Origin of the sequence: Pseudomonas sp. ADAK2, from assembly GCF_012935755.1 — a bacterium.
Lineage (GTDB): Bacteria > Pseudomonadota > Gammaproteobacteria > Pseudomonadales > Pseudomonadaceae > Aquipseudomonas.
This window is the reverse complement of the sequence record NZ_CP052862.1, coordinates 4,713,311-4,734,415: the sequence shown is the minus strand read 5'-3', so window position 1 is coordinate 4,734,415 and position 21,105 is coordinate 4,713,311. Positions and strand designations below refer to the sequence as shown.

18 protein-coding genes are annotated in these 21,105 nt (G+C 60.8%); 6 read left to right on the top strand and 12 right to left on the bottom strand.

Going from position 1 to position 21,105, the window contains the following annotated elements:
* Window position 1: 1 nt before the first annotated feature.
* Window positions 2-1,675: a putative bifunctional diguanylate cyclase/phosphodiesterase gene (locus tag HKK52_RS21675; RefSeq protein ID WP_169372515.1), complete on the bottom strand. Its 1,674-nt coding sequence runs from the start codon at window positions 1,673-1,675 to the stop codon at window positions 2-4.
* Window positions 1,676-1,937: 262 nt separating this feature from the next.
* Here HKK52_RS21675 and rep point away from each other — a divergent pair, with 262 nt between their 5' ends.
* On the top strand, window positions 1,938-3,947 hold the full coding sequence (gene rep / locus HKK52_RS21670; RefSeq protein ID WP_092276241.1) for a DNA helicase Rep: 2,010 nt from the start codon (window positions 1,938-1,940) through the stop codon (window positions 3,945-3,947).
* A 56-nt stretch (window positions 3,948-4,003) separates the two neighbouring features.
* Complete coding sequence (locus HKK52_RS21665; protein WP_020799401.1) at window positions 4,004-4,576, top strand: xanthine phosphoribosyltransferase; 573 nt, start codon at window positions 4,004-4,006, stop codon at window positions 4,574-4,576.
* Window positions 4,577-4,699: 123 nt separating this feature from the next.
* Here HKK52_RS21665 and HKK52_RS21660 read toward each other — a convergent pair whose 3' ends face one another.
* The 6 genes from HKK52_RS21660 to dadA all read right to left on the bottom strand — a co-directional run bounded on the left by HKK52_RS21660 (window position 4,700) and on the right by dadA (window position 10,836).
* Window positions 4,700-6,625, bottom strand: a complete 1,926-nt coding sequence (locus HKK52_RS21660; RefSeq protein WP_169372514.1) for an acetyl-CoA hydrolase/transferase family protein — start codon at window positions 6,623-6,625, stop codon at window positions 4,700-4,702.
* A 136-nt stretch (window positions 6,626-6,761) separates the two neighbouring features.
* A complete protein-coding gene (locus HKK52_RS21655; RefSeq protein ID WP_178117461.1) occupies window positions 6,762-7,175 on the bottom strand; it encodes a c-type cytochrome in 414 nt (137 codons plus the stop codon).
* A gap of 181 nt (window positions 7,176-7,356) precedes the next feature.
* Entirely contained in the window at window positions 7,357-7,905 is a 549-nt protein-coding gene (locus HKK52_RS21650; protein ID WP_047226150.1) for a cupin domain-containing protein, read from the bottom strand.
* 128 nt (window positions 7,906-8,033) lie between these two features.
* Window positions 8,034-9,110 (bottom strand): alanine racemase, encoded by a 1,077-nt coding sequence (alr, locus tag HKK52_RS21645; protein WP_169372512.1) that lies wholly within the window; start codon window positions 9,108-9,110, stop codon window positions 8,034-8,036.
* A 96-nt stretch (window positions 9,111-9,206) separates the two neighbouring features.
* Window positions 9,207-9,560: a RidA family protein gene (locus tag HKK52_RS21640; protein WP_169372511.1), complete on the bottom strand. Its 354-nt coding sequence runs from the start codon at window positions 9,558-9,560 to the stop codon at window positions 9,207-9,209.
* Complete coding sequence (gene dadA, locus HKK52_RS21635; RefSeq protein WP_169372510.1) at window positions 9,532-10,836, bottom strand: D-amino acid dehydrogenase; 1,305 nt, start codon at window positions 10,834-10,836, stop codon at window positions 9,532-9,534. The genes HKK52_RS21640 and dadA overlap by 29 nt, the downstream gene beginning before the upstream one ends.
* Before the next feature lie 156 nt (window positions 10,837-10,992).
* Between dadA and HKK52_RS21630 the strand changes: the two genes are divergently transcribed.
* Window positions 10,993-11,481, top strand: coding sequence for an Lrp/AsnC ligand binding domain-containing protein (locus HKK52_RS21630; protein ID WP_010465173.1), 489 nt, complete (start codon window positions 10,993-10,995; stop codon window positions 11,479-11,481).
* A 114-nt stretch (window positions 11,482-11,595) separates the two neighbouring features.
* Here the strand turns inward: HKK52_RS21630 and HKK52_RS21625 are convergent, their stop codons facing one another.
* Window positions 11,596-11,949, bottom strand: coding sequence for a YkgJ family cysteine cluster protein (locus HKK52_RS21625; RefSeq protein WP_007947437.1), 354 nt, complete (start codon window positions 11,947-11,949; stop codon window positions 11,596-11,598).
* A gap of 147 nt (window positions 11,950-12,096) precedes the next feature.
* On the opposite strand from HKK52_RS21625, the gene HKK52_RS21620 reads away from it, so the two are divergent.
* On the top strand, window positions 12,097-13,389 hold the full coding sequence (locus HKK52_RS21620; RefSeq protein WP_169372509.1) for an NAD(P)/FAD-dependent oxidoreductase: 1,293 nt from the start codon (window positions 12,097-12,099) through the stop codon (window positions 13,387-13,389).
* A 36-nt stretch (window positions 13,390-13,425) separates the two neighbouring features.
* Here HKK52_RS21620 and HKK52_RS21615 read toward each other — a convergent pair whose 3' ends face one another.
* On the bottom strand, window positions 13,426-13,671 hold the full coding sequence (locus HKK52_RS21615) for a DUF1127 domain-containing protein (protein WP_169372508.1): 246 nt from the start codon (window positions 13,669-13,671) through the stop codon (window positions 13,426-13,428).
* A 179-nt stretch (window positions 13,672-13,850) separates the two neighbouring features.
* Here HKK52_RS21615 and HKK52_RS21610 point away from each other — a divergent pair, with 179 nt between their 5' ends.
* The gene (locus HKK52_RS21610; protein ID WP_169372507.1) at window positions 13,851-15,281 is read left to right on the top strand and encodes an aminotransferase-like domain-containing protein; all 1,431 of its coding nucleotides are present in this window, start codon (window positions 13,851-13,853) and stop codon (window positions 15,279-15,281) included.
* On the opposite strand, the gene HKK52_RS21605 is transcribed toward HKK52_RS21610, so the two are convergent.
* From HKK52_RS21605 to HKK52_RS21595, 3 genes are all read right to left on the bottom strand, one after another.
* Entirely contained in the window at window positions 15,278-17,698 is a 2,421-nt protein-coding gene (locus HKK52_RS21605; RefSeq protein ID WP_237150591.1) for a fimbria/pilus outer membrane usher protein, read from the bottom strand. The two genes, HKK52_RS21610 and HKK52_RS21605, sit on opposite strands and share 4 nt — an antisense overlap.
* Complete coding sequence (locus HKK52_RS21600) at window positions 17,695-18,402, bottom strand: fimbria/pilus chaperone family protein (RefSeq protein ID WP_169372506.1); 708 nt, start codon at window positions 18,400-18,402, stop codon at window positions 17,695-17,697. Before HKK52_RS21600 ends, HKK52_RS21605 begins: the two co-directional genes overlap by 4 nt.
* A gap of 176 nt (window positions 18,403-18,578) precedes the next feature.
* The gene (locus HKK52_RS21595) at window positions 18,579-19,229 is read right to left on the bottom strand and encodes a DUF1120 domain-containing protein (RefSeq protein ID WP_169372505.1); all 651 of its coding nucleotides are present in this window, start codon (window positions 19,227-19,229) and stop codon (window positions 18,579-18,581) included.
* A gap of 284 nt (window positions 19,230-19,513) precedes the next feature.
* On the opposite strand from HKK52_RS21595, the gene HKK52_RS21590 reads away from it, so the two are divergent.
* Window positions 19,514-21,082, top strand: a complete 1,569-nt coding sequence (locus HKK52_RS21590; RefSeq protein WP_169372504.1) for a phospholipase D family protein — start codon at window positions 19,514-19,516, stop codon at window positions 21,080-21,082.
* Window positions 21,083-21,105: the final 23 nt, after the last annotated feature.

The window sequence follows — 21,105 nt, the reverse complement described above, 5'->3', positions numbered from 1 at the left end:
GTTAGCTCACGATTTCGAGGGCGGGCTGCTGGCTGGAACCGAAGGTCAGGTATTCAACCAACTCCGCCAACGGCAACGGCTTGCTGATCAAATACCCCTGCACCTGATCACAGCCAAAGCCGCGCAACAAATCCAGCTGCTCCGGCGTTTCCACGCCCTCGGCCACCACTTCCAGGTTGAGGTTGTGCGCCAGGTTGATCATCGCGTGCACCAGTTTGCGGTTCTCTTCCCGTTCTTCCATGCCGCCGACAAAACTCTTGTCGACCTTGAGCAAGGTGATCGGCAGGCTGTTGAGGTGCACGAACGACGAGAACCCGGTGCCGAAATCGTCGAGGGAGAAACGCACGCCGAGGCGTCCGAGGGCATCCATGGTCTGCTTGACCAGATCGCTGCGGCGCATCACCGCGGTTTCGGTCAGTTCGAATTCCAGCCATTGCGCTTCGACGCCGCGCTCGGTGATCAGCCGGCTCAACGTCGACAACAACTGGCTGTCCTGAAACTGCCGGAACGACAGGTTGATCGCCATGTGCAACGCCGGCAAACCCCGCTCGCGCAACGCCTGCATGTCGCGCAGGGCCCGGGAAATCACCCAGTAACCCAGCGGCACGATCAAGCCACTTTGCTCGGCCAGCGGTACAAACTCGCTCGGCGGCAGCAAGCCCCGCTCGGCGTGACGCCAGCGCACCAGGGCTTCGAGGCCAACGATCTGGCCGTCCTCAAGGTTCAGGCGTGGCTGGTAATGCAGTTCCAGCTCATCGCGACGCAAGGCCCGGCGCAGTTCGCTTTCGAGGTCGGCGATGCTGCGGGCGTTACGGTTGATGCGTTCGTTGAAGATGTGAAAGGTGCAGCCCTGAGTGCTCTTGGCCTGCTGCATGGCGATGTGCGCGTGCCACATCAATGGATCGGCACCGGCCTGGGCCCGGGCGTGGGCAATCCCGAGGCTGGAGCCGATCAACAGGCTTTCGCCGTCGATCCAGTATGGCTCGGACAGCGCCTCGGTTATGCGTTCGGCCATCCATTCGGCCCGTTGCGGTGCGCGGCGGGTGTCGATCAGCAAGGCGAATTCATCGCTGCCGAGGCGCGCCAGTTGATCGCCGGCCTCGAGCTGGCTTTTCAGCCGCGCGACCACTTGCAGGATCAGTCGGTCACCCGCCTGATGACCGAGGGCGTCGTTGGCGTGACGGAAGTTGTCGAGATCGAGGTGCCCGAGGGCCAGGCCACGACCGTCGTGTTCCGCCAAGCGTGCCGCAAGCAAGGTCTGGAAACCCTGGCGGTTGGCGATGCCGGTCAGCGGGTCTTGTTCGGCCAGGCGTTGCAGGGTGTTTTCCAGCACGCCGCGTTCGCGCACATGGCGCAGGCAACGGCGCAACATGCCGGGGTCGAGCAGATCACGCACCAGCCAGTCACTCACACCGTCGGGCGGGGTCAGCGGCTCGTGCTCGAGCAGCAACACCGTCGGCAGGCTGCAACGGCCAGGCAGAGGCTGAAGGGTCGGGATCGTCAACAACACCGCGCTGCGGTTGTCATCGAACAGACTGCTGACCGACTCCCAACTCGGGGCGCTGATCAGCACTGCCGAGCTCCCCATTGGAGCCAGACACTCGCGCAACAACGCTGCCCACGCCGGCTCTTCGGCCAGTAGCAGCAAACGCAAGGGTTCGACAGGCGTAGACAAGCTAGCTCCCTAGACTCTGCAATGATGTAGGCGGCGGGCATTATGCCGCGCCGGTAACCAATGACCAAATGACATCGGTTATCAAACACGGCTGTGCATCTGGAATACGAACATTAGCCGCAAATTCTCCGCGCATCCTGCGTGAAAGTAACAAAACCGGCAAATAGAGATCGCGTGCTGCGTCACAAGTCGGAGAGAGCAGCACAATTCGCTGAGCCTGTTAAAATGCCGGCCCATTTCGCAAATGACTCCCTGATTCCGTATGTCCCGACTCAATCCCCGGCAGCAAGAAGCCGTGAACTACGTCGGCGGCCCTCTATTGGTGCTCGCCGGTGCAGGCTCCGGCAAGACCAGCGTGATCACGCGCAAGATCGCGCACTTGATCCAAAACTGCGGCATCCGTGCCCAGTACATCGTCGCCATGACCTTTACCAACAAGGCCGCGCGGGAGATGAAGGAACGGGTCGGCACCCTGCTCAAGGGCGGCGAAGGCCGTGGCCTGACCGTGTGCACCTTCCACAACCTGGGCCTGAACATCATCCGCAAGGAACACGTGCGGCTGGGCTACAAGCCGGGCTTCTCGATCTTTGACGAGACTGACGTCAAAGCCTTGATGACCGACATCATGCAGAAGGAATACGCGGGCGACGACGGCGTCGACGAGATCAAGAACATGATCGGCTCGTGGAAAAACGACCTGATCCTGCCGCCCGAAGCCCTGGAAAACGCACGCAACCCCAAGGAACAGACCGCCGCCATCGTCTACACCCACTACCAGCGCACGCTGAAAGCGTTCAACGCGGTGGACTTCGACGACCTGATCCTGCTGCCGGTAAAGCTGTTCCAGGAACACGCCGACATCCTCGAAAAGTGGCAGAACAAGGTCCGCTACCTGCTGGTGGACGAATACCAGGACACCAACGCCAGCCAGTATTTGCTGGTGAAGCTGCTGATCGGCACACGCAACCAGTTCACCGTGGTCGGCGACGATGACCAATCGATCTACGCCTGGCGCGGCGCCCGCCCGGAAAACCTGATGTTGCTCAAGGACGATTACCCGTCCCTGAAAGTCGTCATGCTTGAGCAGAACTACCGCTCCACCAGCCGCATCCTGCGTTGCGCCAACGTGCTGATCTCGAACAACCCCCACGAGTTTGAAAAACAACTGTGGAGCGAGATGGGCCACGGCGACGAAATCCGCGTGATCCGCTGCCGCAACGAAGACGCCGAAGCCGAGCGCGTGGCCGTCGAGTTGCTGACCCTGCACCTGCGCACCGACCGGCCGTACAGCGACTTTGCGATCCTGTATCGCGGGAACTACCAGGCCAAGCTGATCGAGCTGAAGCTGCAACACCACCAGATTCCTTACCGACTTTCCGGCGGCAACAGCTTTTTCGGACGCCAGGAAGTGAAAGACCTGATGGCCTACTTCCGCCTGATCGTGAACCCGGATGACGACAACGCCTTCCTGCGGGTGATCAACGTGCCGCGTCGGGAAATCGGTTCGACCACCCTGGAAAAGCTCGGCAACTACGCCACCGAACGCAAGATCTCGATGTACGCCGCCACCGACGAAATCGGCTTGGGCGAGCATCTGGACACGCGCTTCACCGATCGCCTGTCGCGCTTCAAGCGCTTCATGGACAAGGTCCGCGAGCAGTGCGCCGGCGAAGACCCGATCTCGGCCCTGCGCAGCATGGTCATGGACATCGACTACGAGAACTGGCTGCGCACCAACAGTTCCAGCGACAAAGCCGCCGATTACCGCATGGGTAACGTCTGGTTCCTGATCGAGGCGTTGAAAAACACCCTGGAGAAAGACGAAGAAGGCGAGATGACCGTCGAAGACGCCATCGGCAAACTGGTATTGCGCGACATGCTCGAACGTCAGCAGGAAGAGGAAGACGGCGCCGAAGGCGTGCAGATGATGACCTTGCACGCCTCCAAGGGCCTGGAATTTCCCTACGTGTTCATCATGGGCATGGAAGAGGAAATCCTCCCGCACCGCTCCAGCATCGAAGCCGACACCATCGAAGAAGAACGCCGCTTGGCCTACGTCGGGATTACCCGCGCACGCCAGACGCTGGCCTTCACCTTCGCCGCCAAGCGTAAGCAGTACGGCGAGATCATCGACTGCGCGCCGAGCCGCTTCCTCGATGAACTGCCGCCGGACGACCTGGCCTGGGAAGGCAACGACGACACCCCCGTTGAAGTCAAAGCCGTTCGCGGCAATACCGCATTGGCGGATATACGCGCGATGTTAAAGCGCTAGAATCGACTACTTTTTAACCAGCCCTGGACGCACAGGCGTCCTTAGAGGAAAGCTTCATGGAAGCACTGCACAAGAAAATTCGCGAAGAAGGCATCGTGCTTTCCGATCAGGTCCTGAAAGTCGACGCCTTTCTGAACCACCAGATCGACCCGGCCCTGATGAAGCTGATCGGCGACGAATTCGCCACGCTGTTCAAGGATTCGGGCATCACCAAGATCGTCACCATCGAAGCCTCGGGCATTGCCCCGGCGATCATGACCGGCCTGAACCTCGGCGTGCCGGTGATCTTCGCCCGCAAACACCAGTCCCTGACCCTGACTGAAAACCTGCTGTCGGCGACCGTTTACTCGTTCACCAAGCAGACCGAAAGCACCGTGGCGATCTCCCCGCGCCACCTGACCAGCAGCGACCGCGTGCTGATCATCGACGACTTTTTGGCTAACGGTAAGGCGTCCCAGGCGCTGATCTCGATCATCAAGCAGGCTGGCGCGACGGTTGCCGGTTTGGGGATCGTGATCGAGAAGTCGTTCCAGGGCGGGCGGGCGGAACTGGATGCGCAGGGTTATCGCGTTGAGTCGCTGGCTCGGGTGCAATCCCTGGCTGGCGGCGTCGTGACCTTCATCGAGTAACCCTACACCGTCCATGATCGTTCCCACGCTCCGCGTGGGAATGCAGCCCGGGACGCTCCGCGTCCCATCCAAGCCGAACGCGGAGCGTCCGAAGTGGCATTCCCACGCAGAGCGTGGGAACGATCAGGCTTGCGCGGTGGCCTTGAGGCCCGTAAGCAACAACCGCTGAAACAAATCCTCCTTCAGCCCTTCCGGCTTCTCCAGTTGCATCCGCTCCAGATGCTCCGGGTATTGCGAAGCCTCCGGCGCATCCAGCGCAGCCTTGCCCAATTCCAGAATCTCGCTCAGCTTGAACTTGCTCTTCAACCAGTTCAGCGCCCGCAACACGTCCCGCTCCACCTCAGTGAAATCACAGCCCAGCGGATACTCTGGAAACAGGTTCGGGTGTCGCGCCTGAATGGCCTGCAAACGTTGCGGATTATTGTCGGCAAATCGCGGATCGAGGCGGAAATTCTTCGGCAGCTTGCCAACGTTCTGCGCCTGTTCGATCAACCCCGGCTGAAAGCGTGAATCGCTGATATTGAGCAACGCCTCGATCACCGCCGAATCGGTTTTGCCGCGCAAATCGGCGATGCCGTATTCGGTGACCACGATGTCCCGCAGGTGCCGTGGGATCGTGCAGTGGCCATACTCCCAGACAATGTTCGAACTGACCTCCCCGCCCGACTCGCGCCAACTGCGCAGGATCAGCACCGAACGCGCGCCTTCCAGCGCATGGCCCTGGGCGACGAAGTTGTACTGCCCGCCGACGCCGCTGAGCACCCGCCCGTCCTCCAGTTGATCCGCCACGCCGGCGCCCATCAGGGTCATGGTGAACACGGTGTTGATAAATCGCGCATCCAGGCGCTGCAAACGCTTGAGTTCTTCCTGACCGTACAACTCGTTGATGTAGCTGATGCGGGTCATGTTGAATTCGAGGCGTTTGCTCTGAGGAAAGTCGCGCAGGCGCTCGTAGAAACTGCGCGGCCCGAGGAAGAACCCGCCGTGCACCGAGATGCCGTCTGTTTGCGCGGCCTCGTCGAGGGTGCCGTCGTTGGCCTGTTGCTGGGTCGGCACATCCGGGTAAACCTTGCGCCGGATGATTCCGGCATCGGCCAGCACCAGCAAGCCGTTGACGAACATTTCGCTGCAACCGTATAGACCCGTGGCGAAGGGATCGACGCCGCCTTCGCGATCTATGAGTTGCGCCCATTGGCTGAGATTCAGATCCGCCAACAACGCTTTGTACCCGGCGTTATCGGCCTGGCGTGCGAGCAACGCCGCGGTCAACGCATCGCCCATGGAGCCGATGCCGATTTGCAGCGTGCCGCCATCGCGCACCAACGTACTGGCGTGCAGACCGATGAAATGATCCTGGAATCCCACCGGCATGTTCGGCGTGGAGAACAGTGTGGTGTTGTCTTTCTCGTCGATCAGCAGGTCGAACGCGTCCATGCCGACTTCGGCATCACCGGGCATGTAGGGCAAATCGTTGTGGACCTGGCCCACCAGCAGGATCGTCTCCCCCGCTTCTCGCCGTTTGGCGATCATCGGAAACAGATCGAGGGTGATGTCCGGGTTGCAGCTCAGGCTCAGCCGATCGGGATGTTCGCTATGGCTGGCCACCAATTGCGCCACCAGGTTCAAACCGGCGGCATTGATGTCCCGGGCGGCGTGGCTGTAATTGCTGCTGACGTAGTCCTGCTGGGCTTGGGCGCTGTGCAACAGGCTGCCGGGCTGCATGAAGAACTGCTGGATCTGGATGTTGGATGGCAGGCTGTCCCGTTGCAGTTCAGCGAGAAAATCCAGCTCCGGGTAATCGCCGAAAACCCGTTCGATGAAGGGTTCGAGAAAGCGCTTCTGCAGACCATCGCCCAATGCGGGACGACCGAGGCACAGGGCGGTGTAGATCGTCAGCCGCCGCTCGGGCAGTTGCGCGATGCGCTGGAACAGCGCATTGACGAAGTGGTTGGGTTTGCCCAACCCCAGGGGCAGGCCCATGTGAATATGCGCCGGCAACCGTGCCAGGACGTCATCGACCGCTTGCTCGATAGAACACAGCTGCACCATCTGATCCTCCCTTACATTCCGTGAATTGGGGTTGGACCGAGCTTGTCGGGCCTTTGCTGCAAAGAATAGTCCCCAAGGGTAAATCGCAGACACAAAAAAGCCGCTCGCAAGCGGCTTTTTCGCTGAAGATGAAGGCTTATTTCAGGCCGGACATCTTCTCGATTGCACCCTTCAGCTCAGGATCGGAGCAGTCGGCGCAGGTGCCTTTTGGCGGCATGGAATTGATACCGGAGATCGCTTTCGCGAGCAGGCCGTCAACACCACCTTCCTTCTTGGAGCGCTCGCCCCAGGCCGCCGCGTCACCAATTTTCGGTGCACCCAACAGGCCGGTACCGTGGCAAGCGTTGCAATGTTTTGCAATCACTTCATCAGGGGTCTTGGCCCCACCGCCGCCTGCCGAAGCAGCGACTTCCATCCCTTTGCACTCTTGACCCGTTACACAGACCTGGCCGACTGGCTCAAGGCGCTTGGCGATGTCGTCATTCGTTGCAGCTTGTGCGCTCACAGCCCAAAGGGCCAATACAGTTGCTGGTGCAGCCAGCATTTTCATAATTAGGTTCACGCGTTCACCCTCAATGGTGGCTATTCACGCCCACGGCCACGGTTCGCAGGCGGGCGCAAGTATAACGGCAAGCCCGCCACACTGAAACAACCCCAAAGTCGAAGGGGTCTTGTTGTGTGGCGTAAAACGGTTCGGGCGCCTTCGCAGTGCTGGCAGGACGCCTCTTTTCTTAGAAATTCGCTGGCGTGGCTGCGCTGATTAGTCGCGCAGGCGCGTCGAACGGATTCCGGAAACGGTGCGGCTTGGTACTTTCAAAGTAGTAGCTGTCGCCGGCTTCGAGCACAAAAGTTTCAGCGCCGACCACCAATTCCAGCCGACCTTCCACCAGAATCCCGGTTTCCTCGCCCTCATGGGTAAGCATCTCGTCACCGGTATCGGCGCCTGGCGGGTAGATTTCGTTGAGGAACGCGATGGCCCGGCTTGGGTGCGCCCGGCCGACCAGCTTCATGGTCACGGCACCGTCGGAAATATCGATCAGCTCGTTGGCCTTGTAGACGATCTGGGTCGGTTTTTCCTGCAGGATCTCTTCGGAAAAGAACTCGACCATGGACATGGGAATCCCGCCCAACACTTTGCGCAGCGAACTGATCGAGGGGCTGACGCTGTTCTTCTCGATCATCGAAATGGTGCTGTTGGTGACACCCGCGCGCTTGGCGAGCTCACGCTGCGAAAGACCTTTGAGCTTACGGATGGATTGCAGTCGTTCACCGACGTCCAATGCTGGAGCCTCCAAGGATTCAGGTTGTAGAAATATTGAGCGTTATCATGGCGACAGCGTTCAGTATTTACAACACTTTGGCCTGAATCCTGTTCGGCGCGGCGACTTCCGGCGCGCGGTGCTTCGGCTCAAGCCCCGGAATAGAGCAGCGGCACCCGGCGCAGGTTGCAGAAGATCTGGTACGGAATCGTGTCGGCGGCCATGGCCACTTCGCTGGCCAGGATGTTTTTGCCCCACAACTCGACGGTCGAACCGAGGCCGGCTTGCGGCACATCGGTCAGGTCGATGCAGAGCATGTCCATCGATACCCGGCCAAGCAATTGACTGCGCTGCCCGGCGACCAACACCGGCGTGCCGGTCGGCGCGTGACGCGGGTAGCCGTCGGCATAACCCATGGCGACCACGCCAATGCGCATCGGCTTCTGGGTGATGAATTTGGCGCCATAGCCAACCGGTTCGCCGGCCGGCAGTTCGCGCACACAGATGACTTTCGATTCGAGGGTCATCACCGGTTGCAGGCGCGACGCCACGGCGTTGGCTTCTTCAAACGGCGTCGCACCGTAGAGCATGATGCCCGGGCGTACCCAATCGCTTGGAATCTGCGGCCAACCGAGCACCGCCGGCGAGTTGCGCAGACTGACCTCGGCGGACAAACCCTGGCGTGCAGCCTCGAATACCGCGACCTGCTCGGCACTGGCCTGTTCGTGCAGCTCATCGGCGCGGGCGAAGTGGCTCATCAGCACGATTTTCGCCACTTTGCCGCTGGCCAGCAGCCGTTGATACGCGGCCTGGTAATCCTTTGGATGCAAGCCAACCCGGTGCATGCCTGAGTCGAGCTTGAGCCAGACCGTGATCGGCTTGCTCAGCGAGGCTTTCTCGATCGCTTCGAGTTGCCACAGCGAATGCACCACACACCAGAAGTCATGTTCGACGATCAGCGACAGCTCATCGGCTTCGAAAAAGCCTTCCAGCAACAACACCGGCGCCTTGATACCGGCGGCGCGCAGCTCCAGCGCTTCTTCGATACAGGCCACGGCAAAGCCGTCCGTCTCGGCTTCCAGCGCCTGGGCGCAACGCACCGCGCCATGGCCGTAGGCATCGGCCTTGATCACCGCGAGGGCCTTGGCCCCCGGCGTGACTTCACGGGCGATCTGGTAGTTGTGACGCAGGGCTTGAAGGTCGATCAGGGCACGGGCAGGACGCATGGCGGCAGACTTCTAGGCGGTCATGGGAATAAAAAACCGGCGCTGGCTGACGGCGTAAACCGCCAACAGCACCGGGAGAGGGATCGTTACAAGCGGTTAAGGCAGTGCGGCAACCACTGACAGCTCAACCAGGATTTCCGGTTCGCACAGCTTCGATTCAACCGTAGCGCGGGCCGGGGCGACGCCTTTTGGCAGCCACTTGTCCCACACCGCGTTCATGCCGGCGAAATCCGCGTCGATGTCTTTCAGGTAAATCGTCACCGACAGTAGGTGGCTCTTGTCGGTGCCGGCCAGATCAAGCAAACGCTCGATATTGGCCAAAGTTTCTCGGGTCTGCTGTTCAATCCCGGCGCTCATGTCATCGCCGACCTGCCCGGACAGGTACACCGTACCGTTATGGGCGACGATCTGACTCATACGTTCATTGGTGAGCTGGCGCTGGATTGCCATGTTTTGCGGACTCCTTGATTTTGCTGCCATAACGGGAAATATCGAGGCCTTCGGCGCTGATCTGCGGCGTTTTCTTCGCCATCAGGTCAGCCAGCAAACGACCGGAACCGCAAGCCATGGTCCAACCGAGGGTGCCGTGGCCAGTGTTCAGGAACAGGTTGCTGAACGGGGTCGCGCCAACGATCGGCGTGCCGTCCGGGGTGGTCGGACGCAGGCCGGTCCAGAAACTCGCCTGGGCCAGGTCGCCGCCCTGAGGATAGAGGTCGTTGACGATCATCTCCAGGGTTTCGCGTCGACGCGGGTTCAGCGACAGGTCAAAACCGGCGATTTCCGCCATGCCGCCAACGCGGATGCGGTTGTCGAAACGGGTGATCGCGACCTTGTAGGTCTCGTCGAGAATAGTCGAAGTCGGGGCCATCGCCGGGTTGGTGATCGGCACGGTCAGCGAGTAACCCTTGAGCGGATAGACCGGGGCCTTGATGCCCAGCGGCTTGAGCAGTTGCGGCGAGTAGCTGCCAAGGGCCAGGACGTAGCGATCAGCGGTTTCCAGCTTGCCGTCGATCCACACACCGTTGATGCGATCACCGGCGTAGTCGAGACGCTGGATGTCCTGGCCATAGCGGAACTCCACACCCAGCTTCACGGCCATTTCGGCCAGGCGGGTGGTGAAGATCTGGCAGTCGCCGGTCTGGTCGTTCGGCAGGCGCAGGGCACCGGCGAGGATGTCGGTGACAGCGGCCAGGGCCGGTTCAACCCGGGCAATGCCGGCGCGATCGAGCAGTTCGAACGGCACACCGGATGCTTTCAGCACGGCGATGTCTTTCGCGGCGTTGTCGAGCTGGGCCTGGGTGCGGAACAGTTGGGTCGTACCGAGGCTGCGGCCTTCGTAGGCAATGCCGGTTTCGGCGCGCAATTCGTCGAGGCAGTCACGGCTGTATTCGGACAGGCGGACCATGCGCTCTTTGTTCACCGCATAACGGTTGGCGGTGCAGTTGCGCAGCATCTGCGCCATCCACAGGTATTGGTCGATGTCGGCGGTGGCCTTGATCGCCAGCGGCGCGTGGCGCTGCAACAGCCACTTGATGGCCTTGAGCGGCACACCCGGCGCGGCCCACGGCGAGGCATAACCCGGCGAGACCTGCCCGGCGTTGGCGAAACTGGTCTCCATGGCAGCGGCCGGCTGCCGGTCCACCACCACCACTTCAAATCCGGCACGGGCCAGATAGTAAGCACTGGCGGTACCGATGACGCCGCTACCCAAGACCATAACGCGCATTTTCATATCCCTCATCGCGGCGTACCGCTGACGTGTGTTGTGCAAACCGAAGATGTGGGCAGTTTAAAAAAGATTAGCCAGTGCTTTTCACTATATAAGTGCCTATATTTGGCGACAATTCTCGGCAAAAACCCTTTTCACGGAGGCGCATCCCCTATGCGTACCAACACTCAGACCAAACGTGAGCTGGACAAGATCGACCGCAACATCCTGCGGATCCTGCAAGCGGACGGGCGCATCTCCTTCACCGAGCTGGGGGAAAAGGTCGGCCTGTCGACCACGCCCTGCACCGAGCGGGTCCGTCGGCTGGAGCGCGAAGGGATCATCATGGGCTACAACGCCCGCCTGAATCCGCAGCATCTGAAGGGTAGCCTGCTGGTGTTTGTCGAGATCAGCCTCGACTACAAATCCGGCGATACTTTCGAAGAGTTCCGACGCGCGGTGCTGAAATTACCCCATGTGCTGGAGTGCCATTTGGTGTCGGGGGACTTTGATTATCTGGTGAAAGCGCGGATTTCCGAGATGGCTTCGTACCGCAAATTGCTCGGCGATATCTTGCTCAAGCTGCCGCATGTGCGCGAATCCAAGAGCTATATCGTGATGGAAGAGGTGAAAGAGAGTTTGTGTTTGCCGATTCCGGATTGAGCCCAGCGGATCGTTCCCACGCTCTGCGTGGGTATGCAGCCCGGGACGCTCTGCGTCCCAAAAGCCGAACGCGGAGCGTCCGTTGAGGCATTCCCACGCAGAGCGTGGGAACGATCACACGAGGACTTGCCGGGTACTGGCCATGTACTCATGAATCTGCTTCTCCACCCGAGGATGAATCAGCTCCACCGGCCCGCGCCCGTTGGGGCATGGCAAGGTCTTGGTGGTGCCGAACAGGCGGCAGATCAGCGGCCGCTCGTCATACACGGTGCATCCGTTCGGCCCCAGGTGTACGCAGTTGAGTTCGTCCATCGCCGCATCCTGCTCGGCGCGGGTCTTGCGCGGCAGGCGCGACATTTCTTCCGGTGAGGTGGTGACCGGACCACAGCAGTCATGGCAGCCCGGCACGCACTCGAACGAGGGGATTTGCTGGCGCAGGGTGCGAATTTTCTGACTGTTGCAGCTCATCGAAACGGTGACCAAAAGCGGAATAGACCGGGATTCTGACGCATCCGGCCCATTCCATACAGCCGCAACCGACCAGTGTTGCTCGCGTCGAAAGGTCCGGCTTATGCTCCGTCCACTTTTTCAAACACAACAATCGGGAACACACGCATGAATGCCCCTGCCCGACACACCGCCTCTTATTACGCCGCCAGCAGCCTGCCGCAGCCCGAGCATCCACTGCTTCAGGGCGAGTTGACGGCGGATGTGTGCGTGGTCGGCGGCGGGTTCTCCGGGCTGAACACCGCGTTGGAACTGGCCGAACGCGGCCTCAGCGTGGTGCTGCTGGAAGCACACAAGATTGGCTGGGGCGCCAGCGGCCGTAACGGTGGGCAATTGATTCGCGGTGTCGGCCATGGCCTCGATCAGTTCGCCAACGTCATCGGTGCCGACGGCGTACGTCAGATGAAACTCATGGGCCTGGAAGCGGTGGAAATCGTCCGACAGCGGGTCGAGCGTTTTCAGATCCCCTGCGACTTGACTTGGGGCTACTGCGACCTCGCCAATAAACCCCGCGACCTCGAAGGTTTCGCCGAAGACGTCGCAGAACTGCGCAGTCTCGGTTACCGCTACGAAACCCGCCTGCTGCAAGCCAACGAAATGCATTCAGTGGTGGGCTCAGACCGTTACGTCGGTGGCTTGATCGACATGGGTTCCGGGCATTTGCATCCACTGAACCTGGCGCTCGGCGAAGCGGCAGCTGCGCAGCAATTGGGCGTCAAACTGTTCGAGCAATCGGCGGTCACCCGCATCGATTACGGCGGCGAAGTGAAAGTCCATACCGCCCAGGGTTCGGTCCGCGCGAAGACTCTGGTGCTGGGCTGCAACGCCTACCTCAACGGCCTCAACCCCGAACTCAGCGGCAAAGTACTGCCCGCCGGCAGCTACATCATCGCCACCGAGCCGTTGAGCGAAGAACAGGCGCACGCCCTGCTGCCGCAGAACATGGCGGTCTGCGACCAGCGCGTGGCACTGGATTACTACCGGCTTTCGGCAGATCGGCGCTTGCTGTTCGGTGGCGCTTGCCACTATTCAGGTCGGGACCCGAAAGACATCGCCGCGTATATGCGGCCGAAGATGCTGGAAGTGTTTCCGCAACTGGCCGGGGTGAAGATCGATTATCAATGGGGCGGCATGATCGGCATCGGCGCCAATCGCTTGCCGCAGATTGGCCGACTCAAGGATCAGCCGAATGTGTATTACGCCCAGGCGTATTCCGGGCATGGGGTGAATGCCACGCACCTGGCGGGCAAGCTGTTGGCTGAAGCCATCAGCGGCCAGCACAGTGGCGGGTTCGATCTGTTTGCCCAGGTGCCGCACATCACCTTCCCCGGCGGCCGGCATTTGCGTTCGCCGTTGTTGGCGCTGGGAATGTTGTGGCATCGGATGAAAGAGTTGGTTTGAGATCGTTCCCACGCTCCTGCGTGGGAACGATCATGACTAAATCCGCCAGAACGGCTTAAGCCCCTCCGCCAACGCCTCCTCCCGACTCAACCCGACATCCCGCAGTTGCTCCGGGGTCAGGTTCAGCAACGCCTTGCGCGTGTGCAGACGATGCCAGAACAGGTCCCAGCGACTGAGGCAGGACGGTGCGTTGCGCAGGGACGCCTCACGGGTGCCGTGGTTCTGCCCTGCCGCCAGTTCCTGACTGTGTAACGTCAGCCGCACATCGCTCAAGCCGTTCATGTTGATCGCTCCTGTTTACTTGGGTAGCCAGAGGTTTCATCATGCGCGGACGGCGAAAAGCATTACAGATTCAAAGCCACTGTATTATTTCCATACAGATTTAGCGCTCTAAGGTCTGAATCACGTATTTTTGCCCCATCTGTACCGGTTAACCGAATCACCTGCATCGAGGCTGCGCCATGACCCTTTACGTCAATCTCGCCGAATTGCTCGGCACGCGGATCGAACAGGGCTTCTATCGCCCCGGCGACCGGCTGCCCTCAGTCCGGGCGTTAAGTGTCGAGCACGGGGTCAGCCTGAGTACGGTGCAACAGGCTTATCGGGTGCTGGAAGACAGCGGGCTGGCAACGCCGAAACCCAAATCCGGCTACTTCGTGCCGGTCAGCCGCGAGCTCCCGGAACTGCCCGCCGTCGGCCGTCCGGCGCAACGCCCGGTGGATATTTCCCAGTGGGATCAGGTGCTGGAATTGATCCGCGCCGTGCCGCGCAAAGACGTGGTGCAACTCGGTCGCGGCATGCCGGACATCACCACGCCGACCATGAAGCCGCTGCTGCGCGGGCTGGCGCAGATCAGTCGGCGCCAGGACATGCCCGGCCTGTATTACGACAACATCCACGGCAACCTCGAACTGCGCGAACAGATCGCCCGGCTAATGCTCGATTCCGGCTGTCAATTAAGCGCCGCAGACCTGGTGATCACCACCGGTTGCCACGAAGCGCTGTCCACCAGCATCCGCTCCATCTGCGACCCCGGCGATATCGTCGCGGTGGATTCACCGAGCTTCCACGGCGCCATGCAGACCCTCAAGGGCCTGGGCCTGAAAGCTCTGGAAATTCCTACCGACCCGATCACCGGCATCAGCCTCGATGCGCTGGAGCTGGCCCTGGAACAATGGCCGATCAAGGCCATACAGTTGACCCCCAACTGCAACAACCCCTTGGGCTACATCATGCCGGAGGCGCGCAAACGGGCCTTGTTGAACCTGGCACAGCGCTTCGACGTGGCGATCATCGAGGACGATGTGTATGGCGAACTGGCCTACACCTACCCGCGCCCGCGCACGATCAAATCCTTCGATGAAGACGGCCGCGTGCTGCTGTGCAGTTCCTTTTCCAAGACCCTGGCGCCGGGGCTGCGTATCGGTTGGGTCGCACCGGGGCGCTATCTGGAACGGGTGCTGCACATGAAATACATCAGCACCGGCTCCACCGCACCGCAAGCGCAGATCGCTATCGCCGATTTCCTCAAGGGCGGGCACTTCGAGCCGCATTTGCGGCGGATGCGCAGCCAATACCAGCGCAATCGCGACATGATGATCGATTGGGTCACACGCTACTTCCCCGCCGGCACCCGGGCCAGTCGTCCACAGGGCAGTTTCATGCTGTGGGTCGAACTGCCGGAAGGCTTCGATACCTTGAAACTGAATCGTGCGTTGCACGACCAAGGCGTACAGATTGCCGTCGGCAGCATCTTTTCGGCCTCGGGCAAGTACCGCAATTGCTTGCGCATGAACTATGCCGCCAAGCCGACGCCGCAGATCGAGGATGCCGTGCGCAAGGTCGGCGCTGCGGCGATCAAACTGTTGGCGGACACGCCAAGTGATGGCTAACCCGCCCGGCAAACCACCTCGACGGTAGAGTAAGGCATGGACGATTCGGGGAGCCCGGAAGGGTCGACTTGCAAATGGCAGGGCTGGTCATCAGGCAGCATCACTTGCAGTCGAACTTCATCGGGCACATCGGCCAGGTACACCAGACCGGCGTCCACCACGCTGGTCAGGTACTCGCCCTGGCTGCCATATACCGATGCGCCTTTGGGTACCCAGTCACCCTCGGCTGTGCGTACGTGGAGCATCAACCGGCGTACCGAGCCCACGCTGAAATCCAGTCGCGGTACTGCGCCACGCCCGGCCTCGACCTCTTGATAGCCATTGAGCACGTCGAGGTGACGCGGCAGGCTGACGGTGTCGATTTCAATACGACTGGTCTGGTAAGCCGGCAGACTCGCCGCCACTGCCCGCCCGCCGCCATCCGTCCATACCGGGCCTTGCGGCGTGCTGACCTTGACCCCGGCGGCCTCGCCGACCTTGAGCAGGCCGAAAGTGTCACGCAGCGGATAGGGTGACGGCGTCAGCCCTTCTTCGTGGATCGCCAGGCCGCCGCGGAGCGTGAGGTCATAACTGCTGGTGCCGACGCCACTGCGCGAATAACCAAGATCAACGCTGGTGTAACGGGGCAAGGCATTAAGGCGTGCGTTGAAGTCGGTCCGACCATTGTCAGAGCGGTCTGCGCCGAGGCTGTAGCCCAAGGTATCGTTGACCTGTTCTGAGTAACGGGCACCGGTTCGCAGCCCGCTTCGCTCATCATGGCGCCCGTAGGTATTGAGGCTTCGGTTGCGCCCAAGGGGCACGCTGAGACTGGCATAGAGGCCCGTACCACGGGCATCGTCGCCGCTGTCGCGCTGCACACTCAACGACAGATTCGCACCCGTGAACGCCCGTGACCACGAGGCGCTGACACGCGAACGATCCTGCCCACCGCCCACCGCGTACCGGGTCAATGCTCCGGAAAACGCCCCCCATCGCGAGTCGGAATGCCTCAACGATGCCCCCCATTGGCGCTCGGAGCGGCTATCGATGTCGTCGGCAAACGACGCCAGTCCGGTGTCGGCCAAGTGTCGAAAGCCTTGGCTACGCTGGCCCGCCGTCAAACTGGCGGACAAGTTGGAGCTCAATGCCGCGCTTAACGTGGCCTGCCATTCCTGGCCCTGGCCGATTTGCGGAGTGCGCGAACTCAACTGTTGAACGCTCACCAGCGAGCTTCGCGTCAGCGCCTGCTGTACACCCCAGCCCAGGGATTGATATTGGCTCGCGCCCATCAATCCACCACTTAACTGAGTCGCAGGCCCCCACTGCCAGTCCTTGCTCACGGCCAAAAATGACGGCGCATCGCGCTCATCTCCGGCGAAACGTCGAACCTTGCCTGCCGCAATCCCATAACCGGGCAATGCCCCGACGCTGACGGGGCGCACGTTCGCCGCCGGCACGCGAAAGTCGCGTTGCTCGCCGCTCTCCTCGAACACGCTGACCTCAAGGTCCAGGCGATTGCTGAGCAACGGCAAGTCGCGCAGGACAAATGGCCCGCTGGGGACGAGGGTGGTGTAGATCACTACGCCACTCTGGCGCACTTCGACCCGTGCCGGTGAATAGGCCAGTCCTTGCACCTGCGTCCCGGCGCCGAGGCTTTCGCCGGTCCGAGACGCGAGGGCCGTTTCCGGAAGGATCTGCAGACCGGTGAACGCCTCTCCGGCAAACAGCGATGAACGCATGTTGAGCTGACCCAACTGCACGTTGGCCTGAAAGCGTTCCCAGGTCCGCGAAGCCTGGGTGTACAGCGTCTCGAAACGCTCCACACCCTGAAACGAGGTGTAGTTTTGCCGGCTGCGCACCACCCAATCGCCTGCGTTGAAACCCAACTCGGTACCCAGGTTGCGGAATTGGCTGGATTGCCCGGCGGCGGAACTTGTGAGCATTAGCGCGTCGTAGTTGAACAACCCGGCCGTACCGCCCGTGGCCCAGGTTCGCGGATGAGGCGCTGACGGGAGCAGCCACTCGGTTGGCACCCGTAACTGCACTTGCTGCTTGCCCGGATCGAGCTGAACCTGCACACCCGCCAGACCATCGATAGCCCGTAAACACTGCGTGCTGTCAGCGCTCAAGGGCAAACCCGATGGCGCGGCAATCCGGGCCTGATCTAGCAGATTCGAATCGAAGCACAACTGCCCCTCTTCATCGAAGGTCGCCACAACATGCCCCGAAGGTGCGCCATTGACCTGCAGCGCCACTCGACTGCGTCCTGCCGAAAAGCGTGGCGCGCGACCAAAGTGCTCAGCGACTTTCGGATCAATGCCGCGCGCCTTGAGCACCGACTGATCGAACTCGGTGAGCGCCTCTCCCCAGGCTTTTTCCATCGACACCGTGACCAGAATGAAACCACCGGCCAGATACCAGCCGCCGCCACGGCTCACTCACGCAAACTCAGCGGCGCATCGTAGCTGCCAACGGCAAACCCATAGGTCGTCGCGGGAAACAGCCGTACATGCGTGCCCAGGATTGACGGTGCCCCGAGGCTCAGCACCTCGCCCGGCAAGATATAGGTGCGACCCAAATCCAGCGTCGCACCACCGGGAATCAGGTTCACCGACCTGGCCAGCCGAACCACATAGGGGCTGGGATTGCTGACCTGTAGATGAGTGCCGGCGCCCGCCCAGACCAACCGCTTCCAGGGCATGCGCTCCACCGCAAGATTGGCCGGACGCAGGATGACCGGGATGTTCTGCCGGATCCCCAGGCTGACATGCGCATCGCTCGTGCTCTGCCGAGGCTTGATACCTTCCAGCACCACACGCTTGAGCCGTTCGGTTTCCAGGGGTTTGGCGCTACGCAGGATGAATCGCACTTGCTGGCTCTGACCCGGTTCCACTCGCGCCACTGGCGGATTCAGCAACAACAGAGGCTCGTCATCCTCGGCGATATGCTCGATTGAGCTGTACAGCAACGCGGGTTGATCGTCGGAGTTCCTGACGTTCAGGGTTGCCTCGCCCAGCGCCTGATCGACCACCACCACCGGCGTTTCCGGAATCATTCCGGCGGCATGGGTACTCGGATTCGTGAACAACAGGCACAACGTCGCGACAGCGCCGAGCGCTGTGAAAGGTTTAAGAGGGTGCATGAAAGTCTCCAAAAGACATCGACCGACCCTGTAAACACAGCGCCAGTCGAGGCCCGGTAATGCAATGGCATCCTGCCAGTGACCGTTTTTCAGGCAAGCCACCGCCCAGGTTCGCGCCAGGCGAACCCCGTCAATCAGGCAGGTTCAGAGCACAGTGACGCAGTGGTTGCGTCGGCTCAGAGGTAATACACGTCAAACGTGACCGAACCATCGAGCTGGAACTCGTCGGTGGTCGGTGGCAGTTCGGAAGTGGCGCGAATGGCCGCCGCCACTTTCATCGGGAATGTGTGCAGACGGGCAGCGGCCGGACCGGTTGCAGCACTCGGCCCCCAGGAATAGGAGATTGGCGCATTGGACACCAACCCGCTGACTGGAACGCGCCATACCGGATTATCCGGCGAACGCACCAGGAACATCTGTGGGTTGCCATCGGTCAATGGTTGACCGGTCAATAGACCGAATCCACCGATACCAACACCCTGGGTACTGCCCAGACCGTAGTAAAGATCGTTATTGGTGCGACCATTGAACGTCAGGCCCGGCACCTTGGTGGCGCCACGATTATCGGTGACGGCGATTTCCACCGCAGCCGGCGCATCGCAAGCGATCTTCAGGGTGATATCCCGTGGCGGCAAATCGTTTTGCGAGGTCGGGTTCAAGGTGGCGGCAAAGATACGACCCAGATCGACGTTACTACCGCCAGCAAAGGCCGGAATGCACGACGTCGGGATGACCGTGCCGGAGACCGTCAGATCTACACTGGCTGCTTGAACCGCAAAAGGCACCAATGCGACGACTAATGCACCTACCAATTTAGTTTTTTTCATCATCACTTACCTGTGAAATAGCTGGAAACATTGGAGCCCAAGAGCGTTCAAGAAAAACCCTGCTGCCTCTTGCTGCACCAAATGCCCGGCGATCATTCCTGTTTTTGTAGGACTTTTATGTAGGAAAAGGAGGCAAATAGAAGTGGCTTTATCTGCGGGATCTGTAATTTCTGAAAGCTCGCGGAGAACTATCTGACAACCAGAAACCTTTACCTCCTGCAAAAGTGATGAATCACAATGACGTGCCATACTTCGGCCTTTGCAATCACCTGAGACGATCCGATTTGAGAGTCAGTCCGGCCCTGCCCTTCGCGCTGTTGCTCGCCTTGCTGCTTAATGGCTGTGCGAGCCTCGACGCCTCCCGCGAGCCCAGCCAGGCATTGCCTGCGGCCAATTCGGCGTTCGGTCGCTCAATCCAGGCCCAAGCCGCGCCACACGAAGGGCAATCGGGATTTCGCCTGCTCTCCAACAGTACCGAAGCCTTCATGGCCCGGGCCGAGCTGATCCGCAACGCACAAACCAGCCTCGACTTGCAGTACTACATCGTCCACGACGGCATCAGCACGCGCATGCTGGTCGAGGAACTGCTCAAGGCTGCCGATCGTGGCGTGCGGGTGCGGATCCTGCTCGATGACACCACCAGCGATGGCCTGGACCAGATCATTGCGACGCTGGCCGCGCATCCGCAGATTCAGATACGACTGTTCAACCCGCTACATCTGGGTCGCAGCACTGGCGTAACGCGGACCATGGGCCGCTTGTTCGACCTGTCGCTGCAACACCGGCGCATGCACAACAAGCTGTGGCTGGCGGATAACAGCGTGGCCATCGTCGGCGGGCGCAATCTGGGCGATGAGTATTTCGATGCCGAGCCCAACCTGAATTTCACCGACATCGACATGCTCAGTGTCGGGCCGGTCGCCGAGCAGCTCGGGCACAGTTTCGACCAGTACTGGAACAGCGCCCTGAGCAAGCCGATCGACGAATTCCTCTCCAGCAAACCGACGGCCAAGGACCTGCAAAACACCCGCACGCGCCTGGAAGAATCCCTGGAAGAAACCCGCAAACAAAACCACGCGCTGTATCAACAGCTAATGATCTACGACAAGCACCCGCGCCTGGACATCTGGCGCCGAGAGCTGATCTGGGCCTGGAACCAGGCATTGTGGGACGCGCCGAGCAAGGTGCTGGCCAAGGGCGAGCCTGACCCGCAATTGCTGCTGACCACGCAATTGGCGCCGGAGTTGAGGGGCGTGAGCAAAGAGCTGATCATGATTTCAGCCTACTTTGTGCCCGGTCAACCCGGCCTGGTGTACCTGACCGGACGCGCCGATGCCGGCGTGACGGTGAGCTTGCTGACCAACTCACTGGAAGCCACCGATGTACCGGCGGTGCACGGTGGCTATGCGCCGTATCGCAAGGCGTTGCTGGAGCATGGCGTGAAGCTGTTCGAATTGCGCCGCCAGCCCGGTGAGGGTGGCGGTAGCGGGCCGCATCTGTTCCGGCGTTCGGCTTATCAGGGCTCGGATTCGAGCTTGCACAGCAAGGCGATGATCTTTGATCAGCAGAAATCGTTTATCGGCTCATTCAACTTCGACCCGCGTTCGGTGCTGTGGAACACCGAAGTCGGCGTGCTGGTCGACAGCCCGGAACTGGCCGCGCATGTACGTGAATTGGCCCTGCAAGGCATGGCGCCGCCACTGAGTTATGAGGCGAAACTGGAAGCTGGCAAGGTCGTCTGGGTAACCGAGGACGATGGCAAGTTGCATACCCTGACGAAAGAGCCGGGCAGCCTGTGGCGCCGGTTTAATGCGTGGTTCAGCACCACCGTCGGCCTGGAGCGGATGTTGTAGCTCACATCGCCAAGATCGCTGCC

Excerpts from the sequence above, each read along its gene's own strand:
- dadA (WP_169372510.1), bottom strand. The coding sequence starts at position 10,836 with ATGCGCGTTATGGTCTTGGGTAGCGGCGTCATCGGTACCGCCAGTGCT.
- HKK52_RS21630 (WP_010465173.1), top strand. The coding sequence starts at position 10,993 with ATGCGTACCAACACTCAGACCAAACGTGAGCTGGACAAGATCGACCGC.
- HKK52_RS21595 (WP_169372505.1), bottom strand. The coding sequence starts at position 19,229 with ATGAAAAAAACTAAATTGGTAGGTGCATTAGTCGTCGCATTGGTGCCT.
- HKK52_RS21600 (WP_169372506.1), bottom strand. The coding sequence starts at position 18,402 with ATGCACCCTCTTAAACCTTTCACAGCGCTCGGCGCTGTCGCGACGTTG.
- HKK52_RS21620 (WP_169372509.1), top strand. The coding sequence starts at position 12,097 with ATGAATGCCCCTGCCCGACACACCGCCTCTTATTACGCCGCCAGCAGC.
- HKK52_RS21610 (WP_169372507.1), top strand. The coding sequence starts at position 13,851 with ATGACCCTTTACGTCAATCTCGCCGAATTGCTCGGCACGCGGATCGAA.
- rep (WP_092276241.1), top strand. The coding sequence starts at position 1,938 with ATGTCCCGACTCAATCCCCGGCAGCAAGAAGCCGTGAACTACGTCGGC.
- HKK52_RS21660 (WP_169372514.1), bottom strand. The coding sequence starts at position 6,625 with ATGGTGCAGCTGTGTTCTATCGAGCAAGCGGTCGATGACGTCCTGGCA.
- alr (WP_169372512.1), bottom strand. The coding sequence starts at position 9,110 with ATGCGTCCTGCCCGTGCCCTGATCGACCTTCAAGCCCTGCGTCACAAC.
- HKK52_RS21625 (WP_007947437.1), bottom strand. The coding sequence starts at position 11,949 with ATGAGCTGCAACAGTCAGAAAATTCGCACCCTGCGCCAGCAAATCCCC.
- HKK52_RS21655 (WP_178117461.1), bottom strand. The coding sequence starts at position 7,175 with ATGAAAATGCTGGCTGCACCAGCAACTGTATTGGCCCTTTGGGCTGTG.
- HKK52_RS21665 (WP_020799401.1), top strand. The coding sequence starts at position 4,004 with ATGGAAGCACTGCACAAGAAAATTCGCGAAGAAGGCATCGTGCTTTCC.
- HKK52_RS21640 (WP_169372511.1), bottom strand. The coding sequence starts at position 9,560 with ATGGCAATCCAGCGCCAGCTCACCAATGAACGTATGAGTCAGATCGTC.
- HKK52_RS21615 (WP_169372508.1), bottom strand. The coding sequence starts at position 13,671 with ATGAACGGCTTGAGCGATGTGCGGCTGACGTTACACAGTCAGGAACTG.